The sequence below is a fragment of the Cellulomonas sp. S1-8 genome, assembly GCF_026184235.1.
In the GTDB taxonomy this organism is placed as follows: Bacteria; Actinomycetota; Actinomycetes; order Actinomycetales; family Cellulomonadaceae; genus Cellulomonas.
Genome location: NZ_CP110806.1, coordinates 4,291,808 through 4,308,100, shown reverse-complemented (window position 1 = coordinate 4,308,100; position 16,293 = coordinate 4,291,808). Strand labels below are relative to the sequence as shown.

Sequence of the window (16,293 nt, the reverse complement as noted above, 5' to 3'; positions counted from 1 at the left end):
CCGCCACACGCGCGGCCCCCGGTGCCGGGTCTCCCCGGTCCGGGGGCCGCGGCGTGCGCACGTGCCTGCGCGCAGCCCTCGTGCGCTCAGAGCTCGCCGACGCGCGTCAGGTACCGCATGGCGAGCCAGCCCAGCGGGATGCGCGCCCAGTACGTGGCGATGCGGAACAGGAGCGCCACCGTGGTGGCGACACCGGGGTTGATGCCCGCGACGGTCGACAGGCCGACCGCGAGGGCGATCTCGACGGTCCCGAGGCCGCCCGGGGTCGGGACGATCGACCCCGCCGTGTTGCCCGTGAGGTACACCAGGGCCACCTGCGCGAGCGACGCCTCCTGGCCGAGCGCCTGCAGCGCCGCGTCGAACGCCAGCACGTAGCCCATCGTCATGAGCACGTTGCCGCCGACCGCGAGCGCGAGCCGCCACGGCTGCCCGAGCACCTCGATGAGCCGCGGCAGCGTCTGGCGCATCGTGGGCGCGAACGTGCGCTGCACCCACGTCCGCACGCCGGGGACCAGCAGCGCGGCACCGACGAGCCCGGCGACGACGGCGAGCGCGATGAGCATGGACGGCGAGACCGAGAACGGCGACGGGGAGCGCACGCCGGACGTCACGGTCAGCACCAGGAGCAGGAGCACGGTGGTGATGAACTGGCTGACCTGCACCAGCGCGACGGTCGCGCCCGCGAGCGACCCGCTGACACCGCGTCGCGTGAGCATCCGCAGGTTGAGCGCGGCCGGGCCGATCCCGGCGGGGGCCGCCAGCGCGACGAACGTCGCGGCCGTCTGGACGAGTGTCGCGCGCCACACCGACAGCCGGACCGGGGAGAACGCGACGAAGGCGAGTGCCGCACCCAGCAGGGTGACCAGGCCGAACGCGAACGCGAGCGCCGAGTAGCGCCAGTCGCTCGCGGCGAGGACCGGCCCGATCTGCTGCACGTTGACGCTCGCGAGGACGACGAAGACCGCGACGATCGTCAGCACGATCGTCATCAGCGTGCGGGCACCGAACCGCACGAGCTGCTGCGGCTGCACGTCGGCCTCGGGCAGGCGCGCGACGAGCGCGGACCGCAGCTCGGCCAGCACCTCCTTGTGGGCGCGCATCTCGTCGCGCGTGCGCCGGGGCAGCGCCACGGTCTGCAGCAGCGGGCCGATGGCCTGGATGTCCGCGGCGGGCAGCACCTCGGCCGCCGAGCCGACGGCGCGCGCGGCCCCCACGCGCAGCGCGAGCAGCGCGACGAGCTGTGTGGTGTCCATGCGGCGCGCCAGCTCCGAGGACGCGACGTCGCCGAGCTCCCAGGCGGTGAGCCACACCCGGGGGCCGTCCGGGCCGCGCTCGACGAGGATGACGTCGGACGTCAGCGCGCGGTGCGCGATCCCGGCGGTGTGCGCGAGCCGCAGCTGCGCCCAGATCGCGTGCAGCACCTCGTCGGCGACGTCGTCGGTGCCGAGGTCCGACAGCGGGACGGCGTCGCCGGTGGTCTGCTGCAGGAGGAGCATCGAGTCGTCGGCCTCGGCGATGCTCAGGAGCTGCGGGGTGCGCACGCCTGCGGCGCTCGCGGCGTAGGACAGCAGCGCGGCGCGCTCGGTGGCCCGGCGCAGCGACAGCGCGGACCTGCCCTCGAGGCCACGCAGGCGCAGGCTGCGCCACAGCCGGGTGATCATGCCGACCACCTGGCGGTCGCCGTCGAAGACGATGAGGTCGAGGTGGCGCCCGTCGTCGGTGGCGACGTCGTAGACCCGGTCGCCCGACGCGCGCACGAGCGCCCGCTGCGCGGGGGTGCCGTCGGGCAGCTCGGCTACGGCGGCGACCGTCGCGGGGGTGCGGTCGGCCTCGAGCCCCGGGTCGGGGACGCGCACGACCGTCGCGGGCTCGACGCCCGCGCGTCGGATCCCGGCGAGCAGCCCGGCGCCGTAAGCACGCTCGGGGTCGACGCCGCCGACGTACCGGACCGCGAGGCCGGCGACGCGACCCACGAGCAGCGCGAGGCCCAGGCCCGGCAGGGACACGGCGGCCGTGATGAGGACGACGCCCGTGGTCACCCACAGCAGGTTCCAGGACAGCGCGACGGTGCGCCGCCGCCCTCGGGGGCCGGCGACCGTGAGCAGCGCCGCGAGCATGGCGGTGTACTCGGGGATCGTCAGGGTCCACTCGCCGCCGAGCCGCACCGACAGGCCCTGCACGAGCTCGTCGGAGCCGAACGTGCCGAACGTCCAGTACAGGGCCGCGACGAGGAGCATCGCGACGACGGCGGCGACCACGGCCTGCAGCAGCTGGCGCCCGAGCCTGCGCAGCGCGAGCTCGGTGAGCACGGCGATGGGCACGACGACCGTGGTGACCCCGACGAGCACGTTGACGGGCACGAACAGGATGCGTCGCAGGAGCGTGGCGAACCCCTGCACGTCCTCCGCGACGCCCGTCGTCGTGTTCTGCGCGTAGGTCGCCAGGACGACGACGAGCGCGGCCAGGAGCGTCGTGAGGGTCGCGGTGAGCAGGTCGCTGGGGCGGTGCACGCGCGGCGGGCGGACGTCGCGGACGTCGACCCGGGACCGCACGGCGCGCACGGAACCGGTGGGGGTCAGTGCGGCGGCGGTCGGGGCGGGGGCGACATCGGCGGGGTCGGCTGAGGCGCCCTGCGGTGCGGGTGTCGACGCCAAGGACATAGTGGCGAGTGTAGGCAGCGTGCCTGCCGGCGCTCGTCCTCCTGACGGCGGGTATTTCGGCCTGCCGTCTCCACCCTGCGAGTCAACATGTGTTGACAAGCGGTCGCGGGTGCCGTCAACATGTGTTGACGACGGCACGACGACCGAGGAGCGCCGATGACGCAGGAGGAGACCGACATGGCCGCACTTGTCGCCCACGCGCAGGACGACGACCCGCTCGGCGCGCTGCTCGCCCTGGCCCGCCTGCGCCGCGAGGTCGAGCGGCGCGAGGCCGTCGCCGTGCGCGCCGCCCGGGCCCGCGGCGTGCCGTGGGCGGCGATCGCGACGATGCTCGGCGTCAGCAAGCAGGCCGTCCACCGACGCTACGGCGGACGACGCCGCGAGGCCTGACGGGCAGCGTTCCGGCGGACCCGCGCGTTGCCCGTGCCGTCGGCCACGCTGCGCGCTACGTTCGGCACAGAGGTGTCGTCGCGCGGTCTGCACCGCGCCACCCGCAGCGGGCCGGCAGGCTCCGCGAGGAGGTCACGATGGTCGACGAGGGCACCGCACAGATCGCTCGGACGCTGCGGACGGTGTGGTGGCTGCCCGTCCTGCGCGGCGTGCTGCTGCTGGTCCTGGGCCTGCTGCTGATGGCCCAGCCCGCGGCGTCGGTGCAGGTGATCGTCTGGTTGTTCGGCATCTTCGCGATCGTCGACGGCATCGTCGCGGTCGTGCAGGGGCTGTCCAACCGCGGCATCCCGGGCTGGACCTGGTGGGTCGTCGAGGGCCTCGCCGGGATCGCCGTCGGTGGTGCCGTGGTCCTGTGGCCCGGACCGACCGTCCGCGTGCTGTTCTTCCTGCTCGCCGCGTGGCTGCTCGTGCTCGGGATCGTGTCGATCCTCGGGTCCGTCGCGCTGTCGCGCACCCGCGACCCCGGCTGGCACTGGGCGCTCGCGTTCGGCCTGGTGTGCACCCTGTTCGCGCTGCTGCTCATCGCGCGGCCGCAGCAGTCGCTGGCGTTCTTCGGGGTGCTGCTGGGGCTGTTCGCGTTCGTCGGCGGCGCCCTCAACGTCGTCAGCGGGTTCGCGGTCCGGCAGATCGCCCGCGACCTGCACCGGGGGAGTGCGGCGGCCTGACGCCCGCCGTCACGTGACGCCGAGGGACTCCAGCCACGCGTCCGGCAGCGCCGCGTAGCCCACGAAAGCGACGACGTCGAGCGCCGTGTGCGCGACGACGAGCGGCATGACGCGCCGTCGTCGCCGGTAGTACTCCGCGAACACGACGCCCATGACCACGTTGCCGACGAAGGGCCCCCACCCCTGGTAGAGGTGGTACGACCCGCGCAGCAGCGCGCTCGCCGCGATGATCGCCGGGGTGCCCCAGCGCAGCTCGCGCAGCCGTTCCATGAGGTAGCCGACGGCCACGACCTCCTCCAGCAGCGCGTTCTGCAGCGCCGCGAGGATCAGCACCGGCACCGTCCACCACGCGGCGTTCAGCGCGGACGCCTGCACCTCGACCGTGATGCCGACCGCGCGGCCCACCACGTACAGGCCGAGCCCGGGGACGCCGATGGCCGCGGCCAGCCCCATCCCGATCCCGAGGTCCCGCCAAGGGCGCGTGCCGTCCAGTCCGATGCGTCGCACGGCCGAGCGCCCGTGCGACGACAGCAGGTACAGCGCGAGCGCCACGGGCAGCAGGGCGAACCCGATCGACAGCAGCTGGTAGGTCAGGTCGAGGTAGGGCCGCGGTGAGCGGCTCGGGTTGAGGGTCGTCGTCTGGTCGGCCAGCGGCGGGCCCGCGGTGAGCGCCGCGACCAGCGAGACCACCGCGTAGACGGCGGACCGTCCGAGCGACAGGCCCAGGACGATCCAGATCTCGGTGGTGAGCCGGCGTGCGACGGCGCGGTCCCCGGGGGGTGGCGCACCGACCGTGGGCGTGCTGCCGGTGCCGGCGTCACCGGTGTCCCCGTCGTCCCCGTCGGCACCTGCGCGCACGTCGACCTCGCGTCCCACCCCCGCAGGTTACGTCGCGGTCCTGGGGGTTGACGCGCGGCTCCGAGCGGTGCAAAGTAGTTTGCGTTACAAACACACCGACGGAGGACCCATGGACGACGACGCACCCCTCGACCCGCGCGCAGGGCTCGCCATCGTCGCGGCCCAGCAGCGGCGCGTCCGCGAGTCCTCGGTGGACGACCGGATCCTGTTCGGCGTCTGGGGGCTCGCGTGGCTCGTCGGGTACGGGGTGCAGTGGTGGACGGCGACCACGTCGCCCACCCGCACGGCCACCGGCCGGGGCGGCCTCGTCTTCGCCGCCGTCGCGGTCGCCGCGCTCGTCGTCACGCTCCTGCACGTCGCACGCGCGACCCACGGCGTCGCCGGCACCAGCCGCCAGGTCGGGATGATGTACGGCTGGGCGTGGAGCGTCGGGTTCGTCGGGCAGGGGCTCATCGTCGCGGGCGTCGTCCGCGCCGGGGCCGACGCGGTCGTCATCGCGATCGTCGCCAACGGCGTCGCGTGCCTCGTCGTCGGCCTGCTGTACATGGCCGGAGGTGCGCTCTGGCAGGAGCTCTCGATGTACCTCATCGGCGCCTGGATGATCGTCACCGCCGCCGCCGCGAGCCTCGTCGACATGCCGGGCGGGTACCTCGTGATGTCCCTCGCCGGTGGCGGCGGCATGCTCGTCGCGGCCGGCCTGGCCGCGCTGCGTCGGCGGCGCGCATGAGCGAGGTCGACCTCGACCCGGTCATCCACTCGGCGTCCCGCCTGCGGGTCGTCGCGACGCTCGCCGCGCTCGAGCGGGGTGACCGCGTCTCCTTCCCGCGGCTGCGCGACCTGCTCGACATGACCGCCGGCAACCTCTCCACGCACCTTCGCCGGCTCGAGGACGCTGGCTACGTCACCCAGACCAAGACGCACGTCGGCCGCACCCCGGCCACGTACGTCGCGCTCAGCGCCACCGGACGGCTCGCGTTCGAGCGCTACACCCACACCCTGACCGAGCTGCTCAAGGGAGCACAGGAATGACCACCGCCACCGCACCCCCCGTGCTCGTCGAGCACGTCACGCGACGCTTCGGCGCCGTCACAGCGCTCGACGACGTCAGCCTGCGCGTCGACGCGGGCGAGATCGTCGGGCTCCTCGGGCCCAACGGCGCCGGCAAGACGACGCTCCTGTCGCTCGTCGCCGGCCTGCGCACACCCGACGAGGGCACGGTCCGCCTCTTCGGCGGTGACCCCCGCGACCCCGCGTCCCGCACCTCGCTGGGCACCACCCCGCAGGAGACGGGCCTGCCCGAGACGCTCAAGGTCCGCGAGGTCATCGACTTCGTCGCCGGGCACTTCGCCACCCCGATGCCCGCGGCCGAGGTCATGACCCGGTTCGGGCTCACCGACCTCGCCGACCGGCAGACGGGCGCGCTGTCCGGCGGGCAGAAGCGGCGCCTCGCGGTCGGCCTGTCGCTCGTCGGACGCCCGCGGCTCGTCCTGCTCGACGAGCCGACCACCGGCCTGGACGTCGAGGCGCGGCACGTGCTGTGGCAGGCGCTGCGCGACTACCACGCCGACGGCGCGACGGTCATCGTCACCAGCCACTACCTCGAGGAGATCGAGGCGCTCGCCCAGCGCGTCGTCGTCGTCGGTGACGGCCGCGTCCTCGCCGACGACCGTCTCGCCCGCGTCCTCGACCTCGTCGCCGTGCGCCGCGTGACGCTCACCCTCACCACCGGCCGGCCCGACGACCTGGCCGGCCTGCCCGGCGTGCAGGACGTCGGCGCACCGCTGACCGTGCCGCGCGGCACCCGCGTCACGCTCCTCGCGTCCGACGCCGACGCCGTCGTGCGCGCGCTCGTCGGCCGCGACGTGCCCTTCGTCGACCTCGAGGTGCGCGGCGCGTCCCTCGAGGAGGCGTTCCTGTCCCTCACCTCGCACGACGCGACCGCCGTGCGCACCGCGACGGAGGCGGCCCGATGACCACGACGACCGGCACCAGCAGCCCGACCGCCCCGGCCGTGCCGGGCGCGCGACCCGCCCTGCGCCCCTGGGCCTCGCTGGCCTGGCTGCACACCCGCTACCAGTTCCTCGAGACCGTCCGTGTCCCGATCGCCGTCATCGGCAACATGCTGTTCCCCGGGCTCGCGCTGCTGTTCTTCGTCGTCCCGCAGGACGCGATCACGTCGAATCCGCTCGCGTCGACCGCGGCCATCGCCCAGCTCGGCACCTTCGCCGTCATGTCCGCGTGCATGTTCACGCACGGCGTCGGCGTCGCCGAGGACCGCGCGCTGCCGTTCGACACGTTCGTCCGCACGCTGCCCGCGCGTCCCGGCCCGCGGCTCGCCGGGCGCGTCCTCAACGGGCTGCTCTGGGCGTACCTGGCGCTCGTCCCGCCCGTCCTCATCGGCGTCTTCCTGACGTCGGCGTCGCTGACCGTCACGCAGGCGCTCGGCGCCGTCGTGATGGTCGCGCTCATCGCCGTGCCGTTCACGCTGCTCGGCATGGCGATCGGCTACTCGATGTCGACCAAGGCCGCGCTCGCGGTCGTGCAGTGCGTGCTGTTCCCGCTCGCGTTCGCCGGCGGCCTGTTCATGCCGCCCGAGGTGTTCCCCGGCTGGCTCGACGCGATCTCGCAGGCCCTGCCGTCGCGTGCCGCACGTGACCTCGTCGTGCAGGTCACCACGGGCGTCGAGGGCAGCGCGCTCGCCCTGCCGGTCCTGCTGGCGTGGACGGCGGTCTTCGCCGCGCTCGCGGTCGCGGCCGTCCGCCGCGACGAGGGCCGCCGCTTCCGCTGACCCTTCTTCACCCGCACCCGCACCCCCACCCCCACCCCCACCCGCCGAGCGCGGTACACAACCGTCGAGCGCGGTACTCGTTGGTGCCGCGCTCGGCGGTCGAGTACCGCGCTCGACGGGTGGGGGTAGGCGGTGGGTCAGGTGAAGCGGCGGAGGCGGAGGGAGTTCGTCACCACCAGGACCGACGAGAACGCCATGGCTGCGCCGGCGATCATCGGGTTCAGGAGCCCCAGGGCCGCCAGCGGGATCGCCGCGACGTTGTACGCGAACGCCCAGAACAGGTTCTGCCGGATGATCCGCAGCGTGCGCCGCGACAGCCGGATCGCCTGCGGCGCCGACGCGAGGTCCCCGCGGACGAGGGTGAGGTCCGCCGCCTCGATCGCGACGTCCGTCCCCGTGCCCATGGCCAGCCCCAGGTCCGCGGTGGCGAGCGCCGCCGCGTCGTTGACGCCGTCGCCGACCATCGCGACGCGCGCGCCGCCGGCCTGCAGCCGCTCGACCTCGGCGACCTTCTCGTCCGGCATCACCTGCGCGACGACGTCGGCGTCCGCGATGCCGACAGCCCGGGCGGTGGCGAGCGCCGCACCCCGGTTGTCGCCCGTGAGCAGCACGGGCCGCAGCCCCAGGGCGCGCAGCTCGCGCACCGCGGCGGCCGACGTGGGCTTCACGGGGTCGCGCAGCACGAGGACGCCCCGCGCCCGGCCGTCCCACGCCGCGACGACGGCCGTCGCACCGTCGTCCTCCGCCGCGGCGACCGCGTCGGTGACGTCGTCGGTCCGCACGCCCTGCTCCTCGAGCCAGCCGACCCGGCCCACCAGGACCCGCCGGGCCAGCCCGAGCCCGCTGTGCGCGGTGCGGACCACGCCGCTGACCCCGCGCCCGGCGTCGGCGCGGAACTCCCGCACCTCGTCGGCCCCGATCGCGACCCCGTCCGCCCCGACGGGCACGTCGACCCGCGCCGACGGCGCCACGACCGCCGGACTGGATTGCTCTCTCGCGGAGGTGGGGGTGGTGGTGTCCACCCCCCTGGTGGTGAGAGAGCGATCCAGTTCGTGGGTGGGGGTGGTGGTGTCCACCCCGCTGGTGGTGAGAGAGCGATCCAGTTCGTGGGTGGGGGTGGGGGTGTCCACCCCGCTGGTGGTGAGAGAGCGATCCAGTTCGGCATGGTCGTCTGAGGTGCGACTGGATTGCTCTCTCGCGGAGGTGGGGGTGGTGGGCGTGAGAGGGCGATCCAGCTCCGTGATGGCGCGGGCGATGGGGTGCTCCGAGAGCTGCTCGACCGCGGCGGCGAGGCGGCGGACCTCGTCGGCGTCCTCACCCGGCGCCGCCACGACGTCGACCAGGGCCATGCGTCCGGCGGTGACCGTGCCGGTCTTGTCGAGCACCACGGTGTCGACGCGGCGCGTCTCCTCGAGGATCTCGGGGCCCTTGATGAGGATGCCGAGCTGCGCGCCGCGGCCCGTACCGACGAGCAGTGCGGTCGGCGTCGCCAGGCCCAGCGCGCACGGGCACGCGATGATCAGGACCGCGACGGCCGCCGTGAACGCCGCCTGCACGCCGCCGCCGGTGGCGAGCCAGACGACGAGCGTCCCGACCGCGATCACCAGCACGACGGGCACGAACACCGCCGAGATGCGGTCGGCGAGCCGCTGCACGGGTGCCTTGCCGGTCTGCGCGCGCGCGACCAGCCGGCCGATCTGCGCGAGCCGTGTCTCCTCGCCCACGTGCGTCGCCCGGACCACGAGGTGGCCCGACGTGTTGATCGTCGCGCCGGTGAGCTCGTCGCCCGGTCCGACGTCCACGGGCACGGGCTCGCCCGTCAGCAGCGACGTGTCGACGGCGCTCGTCCCGGACACCACGACGCCGTCCGTCGCGACCTTCTCGCCGGGGCGGACCGCGAACTCGTCGCCCACCGTGAGGCGTTCGACCGGCACGCGCTGCTCGACGCGACGGCCGTCGGGGCCGGTGACCAGCAGCGCGACGTCCTTCGCGCCCAGGTCGAGCAGGGCGCGCAGCGCGTCGCCCGCGCGGCGGCGGGAGCGGTGCTCGGCGTACCGGCCGGCCAGCAGGAACGTCGTGACGACGGCGGCGACCTCGAAGTACAGCTCGGGCATCGCGTCGCCGTGGCCGGCGCCCGCGGCGGGGAACAGGGTCGGCGTCATGCGCATGCCCAGCGTGCCGGCGCCGCCCAGCAGCAGCGCCCACAGCGACCAGGCGGTCGCGGCGACGACGCCGATGGAGACCAGCGTGTCCATCGTCGACGCGCCGTGCCGTGCCGCCCGGTAGGCGGCACGGTGGAACGGCCACGCCGCCCACGTCGCGACCGGCAGGGCCAGCGCCGCGACGACCCACTGCCACCCGCGGAACTGCGTCGCGGGGACCATGCTCAGGACGAGCACCGGCACGGTCAGCACCGCCGCGACCCGCAGGCGCCGGCGCAGGTCGGCACCGCGGGTGTCGGTGGGTGCCGACGTGTCCTCGGCAGCGTCGTGCTCCATGCCGGCGTGCTGCATGCCGGACAGGGCGTGCTCGAGGTCGTCGTGGCCGGTGAGCTCGGACGTGGCGCCGGCCGCGTGCGCGTCCGACGTGCCGTGTGCCGCGCCGGCGCCGCGCGCCGCGCCGGGACGCGGGACGGGCCGGGCGTCGTACCCCGCGGCCTGCACCGCGGCGACCAGCGCGTCGAGCGTCGGGGCGGGTGCGTCGTCGGTCGCGACGACGTCGACGTGGGCGGTCTCGAGCGCGAGGTTGACCGTGGCGCTCGCGCCGGGGACGCGGTTGAGGCGCTTCTCGACGCGCGCGACGCACGACGCGCACGTCATGCCCTCGATCGCGAGGTCGATGCCGGCGGCCGTGACGCCGTCGGGTCCGGGAGCGCCACCGGGTGCGGGAGCCCGGTCGCGGGCGTCGGCGTTCACAGCAGCGACCGTGTCGGGGTCACGGCGTACCCCGCCTCGACGACGGCAGCCTCGACGAGGGTCGCGTCGAGCGGCGCGTCGGACGTCACGGTGACGGGCGATGCGCCACCGGTGACCAGGTCGACGTCGACGCCGGTGACGCCGGGCAGGGCGGTGAGCTCCTCGGTGACGGAGCGCACGCAGTGGCCGCAGGTCATGCCGTCGACGCGGAAGGTGGTGGTGCTCATGGGTGCTCCTCGGTGTGTGACGGGGGTCCGGTGCGGCGGGGGCCCGCGCGGGTGGGCGGCGGGCGGCCGGGCGGCCGGTGACGGTGGGGCCGCCTCCTGATGGGGTGGAGGGCGGCCCGGGTTCAGCTGCGGACGAGTCGTGCGATGGCGGCGGACGCCTCGCGGACCTTCGCCGCGCCGGCCTCAGGGGACTCGCGGGCCGCGTCGACGACGCAGTGGCCGAGGTGGTCCTCGACGAGCCCGATGCCGACGGCCTGCAGGGCCTTGGTGACGGCGGCGATCTGGGTGAGGACGTCGATGCAGTAGGCGTCCTCGTCGACCATGCGCGCGATGCCGCGGACCTGCCCCTCGACGCGGCGCAGGCGGCGCAGGTACTCGGCCTTGGCCGGGGTGTACCCGTGCACGGGGGCGCCGGTCTCGCCGACGTCCGTGTGCTCGTGGAGGTCGGCGGCGGGGTGCGTGGGTGCGGGGGTCACACTCATGAGAACAGGGTACCCCCCTGGGGTATTCCGACGACCCGACCGCGTGCCCTGCACGTCCCGCCGTGCGCGGCAGGGGAGAATCGCAGCATGCGGGTCTCGGCGAAGGCGGACTATGCGGTGCGGGCGTGCGCCGAGCTGGCGAGCAGGCCCGGGGGTGAGTCGGTCCCGAGCGACGTGCTCGCCGAGGGCCAGGGCATCCCGACCAGCTTCCTCGAGCGGATCATGGGCGACCTGCGTCGCGGCGGCGTCGTGACGAGCGTGCGCGGGCGCTCCGGCGGGTACCTGCTGGCGCGCCCCGCGGACGCGATCACGGTCGCCGACGTCATCCGTGCGGTCGACGGCCCGCTGGTGACCGTGCGCGACGTGCGGCCCCCCGCCCTGGCGTACGAGGGGTCGGCGACGGCGCTGCTGGAGGTGTGGGTCGCGCTGCGGGCGTCGGTGCGCGACGTCCTCGACGTGGTGACGCTGGCCGACATCGTCGGGCGGGACCTGCCGGCGGCGGTCCACGACCTCGCGGCACGCGAGGACGCGTGGCAGAACCCCTGACCGGGGCGGCCGCACGACAGGCATCCGGAGGACAAGACTCTGTCTCACGATGCGGGAAGGGCTTGTAACCCGAGCAGTCAGGTCGGAATTATCTGTGCAGCGCGGTCGCACGTCCGCACCGCGCGTCGTCCGACCCGTCCCCGGCGCCCGCGCCGGCTCGTCCCGAGGTGGTCCCCGTGCCCACGATCGTCCTGCTCGCCCTCGTCGGGCTCGCCGCCCAGCTCGTCGACGGCAGCCTCGGCATGGCCTACGGCGTGACCTCCACGACGCTGCTCCTCGCGATCGGCACCAACCCCGCCGCCGCGTCCGCGACCGTCCACCTCGCCGAGATCGGCACGACGCTCGCGTCCGGGGCCGCCCACTGGAAGTTCGGCAACGTCGACTGGAAGGTCGTCCTGCGCATCGGCGTCCCCGGTGCGATCGGCGCGTTCGCCGGCGCGACGTTCCTGTCGAACCTGTCGACCGACGCGGCCAAGCCCGTCATGTCGCTGCTCCTGCTCGCGCTCGGCGTGTACCTGCTGGTGCGGTTCACGCTCAAGGGCCTGCGCACCGACCGGCAGCACCTGCCGCTGCGCAAGCGGTTCCTGGCGCCCCTGGGCCTGGTCGCCGGGTTCGTCGACGCGACCGGCGGCGGTGGCTGGGGCCCCGTCGGCACGCCCGCGCTGCTGGCCAGCGGCCGCATGGAGCCCCGCAAGGTGATCGGCTCGATCGACACCTCGGAGTTCCTCGTCGCGATCGCCGCGAGCCTGGGCTTCCTGCTCGCGCTCGGCTCGCAGGGCATCGACTTCACGTGGGTCCTGGCGCTGCTCATCGGCGGGCTCATCGCCGCCCCGATCGCCGCGTGGCTCGTCCGCAAGGTCCCCGGCCGCGTGCTGGGGTCCGCGGTCGGCGGCGTGATCGTCCTGACCAACACGCGCACCCTGCTGCGCTCCGACTGGGTCGGCGTGGGTGACACGCCCACCGAGGGCATCGTCCTCGGGATCATCGCGGTCATCTGGATCGCCGCGGTCACGTGGTCGGTCCGCGCCTACCGCCTCGACCTCGCCGCCGGCCGCGGGGACGTCGTGGCCGTGGGCCACGGTCCGGCGGAGCCCGCACCCGACGACGCCCCCGAGCTCGTCGTCGCCGACACCGACCCGGCCAGCCCGAGCCGGTAGCGGTCGCCACCCGTCCGACCCCTGAGACCGACGCCCGACGAGACCGGGCTGGGTCGTCCTTCGAAGCCCGGACGACGACCCAGCCCGGTCTCGCCGATCACCCGTCCCGCATGCCGGGCACCCGCCCTGCGGGACAGGACGACGAACGGCGGGCCACCCCCCAGGGGTGGCCCGCCGTCGTGTCGTCAGGTCCCGGTCACGCCGGACCGGCTCACCCCTCGGGGCGCTCGGCCTCCGCGGCCGCACGGGCCGCAGCTGGCAGGGCCTCGATGACGCGGTCCAGCACAGCCTCGTCGTGCGCGGCCGAGACGAACCACGCCTCGAACGGCGACGGCGGCGCCAGGACGCCCGCGTCGAGCAGCGCGTGGAAGAACGGTCCGTACCGCCAGTGCTCCGAGGCCTGCACGGACGCGTAGTCGCGCGACCCCTCCGACGCGGCCTGCTCGCCGAACATCACGCTGAACAGGCTGCCGGCCCACTGCACGGCGTGCGGCACGTCCGCCGCCGCGAGCGCACCGGTGACCGCGCGCCGCAGGTGTGCCGCAGCGGCGTCCACCCGCGCGTACACCTCCGCGTCGGCGAGCCGCAGCGTCGCCAGCCCGGCGGCCGTCGCGACGGGGTTCCCCGACAGCGTGCCCGCCTGGTAGACGGGCCCGAGGGGCGCGAGCTGCTCCATGATGTCGGCGCGCCCCGCCACCGCGGCGACGGGCAGCCCGCCGCCGATGACCTTGCCGAACGTCAGCAGGTCCGGCGCCCACTGCTCGGAGGCACCCTCCAGGCCCCACCAGCCGGCGCGGCTGACGCGGAAGCCCGTCATCACCTCGTCCTGGATGAGGACGGCGTCGTGGTGCTGCGTGATCCGGCGCAGCTCCCGGTTGAAGCCCGGCAGCGGCGGCACGACGCCCATGTTCGCGGGTGCGGCCTCGGTGATGACCGCGGCGATGGAGGACCCGTGCTCGTCGAACACGGCCTGCAGCGCCTCGATGTCGTTGTAGGGGACGACGATCGTCTCGGCGGCGACGGCCGCGGTGACGCCCGCCGACCCGGGCAGCCCGAGCGTCGCGACGCCCGACCCGGCCTGGGCGAGCAGCGAGTCGACGTGCCCGTGGTAGCAGCCGGCGAACTTCACGATCTTGTCGCGGCCGGTCCACGCGCGGGCCAGCCGCAGCGCCGTCATCACGGCCTCGGTGCCGGTCGACACCAGACGCACGCGCTCCGCCACCGGGACGCGCTCGCGGATCTCGTCGACGAGCTCGACCTCGGTCGTCGTCGGCGCACCGAAGCCCAGCCCGCGCGCGGCGGCCTGCTGCACCGCCTCGACGACCTGCGGGTGCGCGTGCCCGACGAGCGCCGGCCCCCACGACCCGACCAGGTCCACGTAGTCGCGGCCCTCGACGTCGCGCACGTACGCACCGACGGCCGACGCCAGGAACAGCGGCGTGCCGCCGACGGCCCCGAACGCGCGCACCGGTGAGTTGACGCCGCCGGGGATCACGGACGTGGCGTGCGCGAAGGCCTCCGCGCTGGTGGCCGTCCAGGCCGGGGCGTATCCCAGCACGACCGTGTCGTCCTCGACCTGCGTCATCACCGCTCCTCTGCCAGCCACCCGGCCAGCTCCGTCGCCCAGTACGTCAGGATGGCATCGGCACCCGCCCGCCGAATGCTGAGGACGGACTCGGTCACTGCACTCCGACGGGCGATCCACCCCTGCGCGGACGCCGCCTCGATCATGGCGTACTCCCCGGACACCTGGTATGCCCAGACGGGCACGGTAGACGACGCGGCGACGTCGGCGAGCACGTCCAGGTAGGACATCGCCGGCTTCACCATGACGACGTCGGCGCCCTCCGCGATGTCGATCGCGACCTCCCGCGCCGCCTCCCGACGGTTGGCGGGGTCCATCTGGTACGTGCGACGGTCCCCGTCGAGCTGCGACTCCACCGCCTCACGGAACGGCCCGTAGAACGCCGACGCGTACTTCGCGGCGTACGCCAGCACGGCGACGTCCTGGTGGCCCGCGGCGTCCAGCGCGTCCCGCACGACGCCCGTCTGGCCGTCCATCATGCCGCTGAGCCCCACCAGGTGGGCGCCCGCCGTCGCCTGCGCGAGGGCCATCGCCGCGTACCGCTCGAGGGTCGCGTCGTTGTCGACGACGCCGCGGGCGGTCAGGACGCCGCAGTGCCCGTGGTCCGTGAACTCGTCGAGGCACAGGTCGGCCTGGACGACGAGCGCGTCGCCGACCTCCGCGACCACGTCCGCGACCGCGACGTTGAGGATGCCGTCCGGGTCCGTCGCCCCCGACCCGGTGGCGTCGCGGTGCTCCGGCACGCCGAACAGCATGATCCCGCCGACGCCCGCCTCGACCGCGCGGGCAGCCTCCTGCCGCAGCGAGTCGCGCGTGTGCTGCAGGACGCCGGGCATGGACCGCAGCGCGCGCGGGGCGTCCAGGCCCTCGCGGACGAACACCGGCAGCACGAGGTCGGCAGGGTGCAGGCGCGTCTGGGCGACAAGGCGACGCAGGGCGGGGGTGCGGCGCAGGCGGCGGGGCCGCACGCGGCCGGGGTCGGGCGTGGTCACGGGGCGTCCTCCGTGGGGGTGGGGGGCAGGCCGGTGAGCGGCGGCCCGGTCGGGGGCGGCGTGCCGGGCGGGGTGGCGGGTGGCGTGTCGCGTGCCGTGGCGGGTGGGGTGCCGGGCGGCGTGCCGGGTACGGCGTCCGTGCGGGCGACGAGGTCCGTGAGCGCGTCGACGAGCCCCGCGAGGGTCTGCCGGGACGCGACCGCGTCGACGCGGACGCCCAGCCGGAGAGCCTCCGCCGCGGTGCTCGGGCCGATGACGACGACGCGGGTGGCCGGCGGCGGCGGGCCGAGGTGGTCGAGCAGGGCGCGCACGCTGCTCGCCGACGTCAGCAGCGCCGCGTGCACGTCGCCCGCAGCCCATGCGCGCGCGACGTGGGGCTCCGGCGGGCCCGCCGGGACCGTGCGGTAGACGACGAGGTCGTCGACGGTCCAGCCCGCGGCCGTGAGCCCGTCGGCGAGCGTCGCCGCGGCCAGGTCGCCGCGGGGGAACAGCACGCGGGGGGCGGTGCCTGCTGGTCCGGGACCGGCGAGCGCGGTGGCGTCCGGGGTGTCCCGCGCGGCGTCGTCCGACGTGGTCGCGGGCGGGCGGCTGCGTCGTGCGGCGGCGACCAGCGCGACGACGAGGTCCGCCGCCGTCGACCGGACCGGCGGCACGACGTCGACGCGGACGCCCAGCGCCTCCAGCGCGCGCGCCGTCCCGGGGCCGACCGCCCCGACGAGCGCGCCGCTGCGTCCGACCAGAGCCGCGAGCCCGTCGTCGTACGCCCCCGCTCGCTCCGCCAGGACGGCGACGGCGGCCTGGCTGGTCACCGCGAGCCACGGGTACCAGCCGGCGCCGAGCGCGAGCAGGGCGTCGTCGAGGGGGCGCAGGTCGTCGACCGGCACCGTGCGCACCAGCGGCACGACGAGCGGCTCACCTCCCGCCGCTGCCACCGCGACCGCCGCCGGACTCACCCCCCACCCCCCGCG

16 protein-coding genes are annotated in these 16,293 nt (G+C 75.1%); 8 read left to right on the top strand and 8 right to left on the bottom strand.

What is annotated here, in order from left to right:
- Positions 1-86 precede the first annotated feature (86 nt).
- Positions 87-2,660, bottom strand: coding sequence for a lysylphosphatidylglycerol synthase transmembrane domain-containing protein (locus OKX07_RS19375; RefSeq protein ID WP_265629633.1), 2,574 nt, complete (start codon positions 2,658-2,660; stop codon positions 87-89).
- A 156-nt stretch (positions 2,661-2,816) separates the two neighbouring features.
- Between OKX07_RS19375 and OKX07_RS19370 the strand changes: the two genes are divergently transcribed.
- Together OKX07_RS19370 and OKX07_RS19365 are read left to right on the top strand one after the other, a co-directional pair.
- Positions 2,817-3,050, top strand: coding sequence for a hypothetical protein (locus OKX07_RS19370; RefSeq protein WP_265629632.1), 234 nt, complete (start codon positions 2,817-2,819; stop codon positions 3,048-3,050).
- Between the two features lie 137 nt (positions 3,051-3,187).
- A complete protein-coding gene (locus tag OKX07_RS19365) occupies positions 3,188-3,775 on the top strand; it encodes an HdeD family acid-resistance protein (RefSeq protein WP_265629631.1) in 588 nt (195 codons plus the stop codon).
- Between the two features lie 9 nt (positions 3,776-3,784).
- Here the strand turns inward: OKX07_RS19365 and OKX07_RS19360 are convergent, their stop codons facing one another.
- Positions 3,785-4,513, bottom strand: a complete 729-nt coding sequence (locus OKX07_RS19360) for a CPBP family intramembrane glutamic endopeptidase (RefSeq protein ID WP_265631968.1) — start codon at positions 4,511-4,513, stop codon at positions 3,785-3,787.
- 229 nt (positions 4,514-4,742) lie between these two features.
- On the opposite strand from OKX07_RS19360, the gene OKX07_RS19355 reads away from it, so the two are divergent.
- The 4 genes from OKX07_RS19355 to OKX07_RS19340 are packed head-to-tail and all read left to right on the top strand — an operon-like array spanning position 4,743 to position 7,421.
- Positions 4,743-5,360, top strand: coding sequence for a hypothetical protein (locus OKX07_RS19355; protein WP_265629630.1), 618 nt, complete (start codon positions 4,743-4,745; stop codon positions 5,358-5,360).
- Complete coding sequence (locus tag OKX07_RS19350) at positions 5,357-5,662, top strand: transcriptional regulator (RefSeq protein WP_265629629.1); 306 nt, start codon at positions 5,357-5,359, stop codon at positions 5,660-5,662. Before OKX07_RS19355 ends, OKX07_RS19350 begins: the two co-directional genes overlap by 4 nt.
- Positions 5,659-6,606, top strand: coding sequence for an ABC transporter ATP-binding protein (locus OKX07_RS19345; protein WP_265629628.1), 948 nt, complete (start codon positions 5,659-5,661; stop codon positions 6,604-6,606). The genes OKX07_RS19350 and OKX07_RS19345 overlap by 4 nt, the downstream gene beginning before the upstream one ends.
- Positions 6,603-7,421 (top strand): ABC transporter permease, encoded by an 819-nt coding sequence (locus OKX07_RS19340; RefSeq protein WP_265629627.1) that lies wholly within the window; start codon positions 6,603-6,605, stop codon positions 7,419-7,421. Before OKX07_RS19345 ends, OKX07_RS19340 begins: the two co-directional genes overlap by 4 nt.
- 137 nt (positions 7,422-7,558) lie before the next feature.
- Here the strand turns inward: OKX07_RS19340 and OKX07_RS19335 are convergent, their stop codons facing one another.
- The 3 genes from OKX07_RS19335 to OKX07_RS19325 form a co-directional block, all read right to left on the bottom strand.
- Positions 7,559-10,336 (bottom strand): heavy metal translocating P-type ATPase, encoded by a 2,778-nt coding sequence (locus OKX07_RS19335; protein ID WP_416220802.1) that lies wholly within the window; start codon positions 10,334-10,336, stop codon positions 7,559-7,561.
- Positions 10,333-10,563, bottom strand: coding sequence for a heavy-metal-associated domain-containing protein (locus OKX07_RS19330; RefSeq protein ID WP_265629626.1), 231 nt, complete (start codon positions 10,561-10,563; stop codon positions 10,333-10,335). The genes OKX07_RS19335 and OKX07_RS19330 overlap by 4 nt, the downstream gene beginning before the upstream one ends.
- Positions 10,564-10,685: 122 nt before the next feature.
- Entirely contained in the window at positions 10,686-11,045 is a 360-nt protein-coding gene (locus OKX07_RS19325) for a metal-sensitive transcriptional regulator (RefSeq protein WP_322746803.1), read from the bottom strand.
- An 87-nt stretch (positions 11,046-11,132) separates the two neighbouring features.
- Here OKX07_RS19325 and OKX07_RS19320 point away from each other — a divergent pair, with 87 nt between their 5' ends.
- Positions 11,133-11,591 carry an RrF2 family transcriptional regulator gene (locus OKX07_RS19320; RefSeq protein ID WP_265629625.1) on the top strand — a complete coding sequence of 153 codons (459 nt, stop codon included), beginning with the start codon at positions 11,133-11,135 and terminating at the stop codon, positions 11,589-11,591.
- A gap of 176 nt (positions 11,592-11,767) precedes the next feature.
- Positions 11,768-12,748 (top strand): sulfite exporter TauE/SafE family protein, encoded by a 981-nt coding sequence (locus OKX07_RS19315; RefSeq protein ID WP_265629624.1) that lies wholly within the window; start codon positions 11,768-11,770, stop codon positions 12,746-12,748.
- Between the two features lie 211 nt (positions 12,749-12,959).
- On the opposite strand, the gene hemL is transcribed toward OKX07_RS19315, so the two are convergent.
- From hemL to OKX07_RS19300, 3 genes are read right to left on the bottom strand one after another with little or no spacing between them, the layout of a single operon-like run.
- On the bottom strand, positions 12,960-14,333 hold the full coding sequence (gene hemL / locus OKX07_RS19310) for a glutamate-1-semialdehyde 2,1-aminomutase (protein ID WP_265629623.1): 1,374 nt from the start codon (positions 14,331-14,333) through the stop codon (positions 12,960-12,962).
- Positions 14,333-15,325 carry a porphobilinogen synthase gene (hemB, locus tag OKX07_RS19305; RefSeq protein ID WP_265629622.1) on the bottom strand — a complete coding sequence of 331 codons (993 nt, stop codon included), beginning with the start codon at positions 15,323-15,325 and terminating at the stop codon, positions 14,333-14,335. Before hemB ends, hemL begins: the two co-directional genes overlap by 1 nt.
- A complete protein-coding gene (locus tag OKX07_RS19300; protein WP_265629621.1) occupies positions 15,322-16,278 on the bottom strand; it encodes a uroporphyrinogen-III synthase in 957 nt (318 codons plus the stop codon). Before OKX07_RS19300 ends, hemB begins: the two co-directional genes overlap by 4 nt.
- Positions 16,279-16,293: the final 15 nt, after the last annotated feature.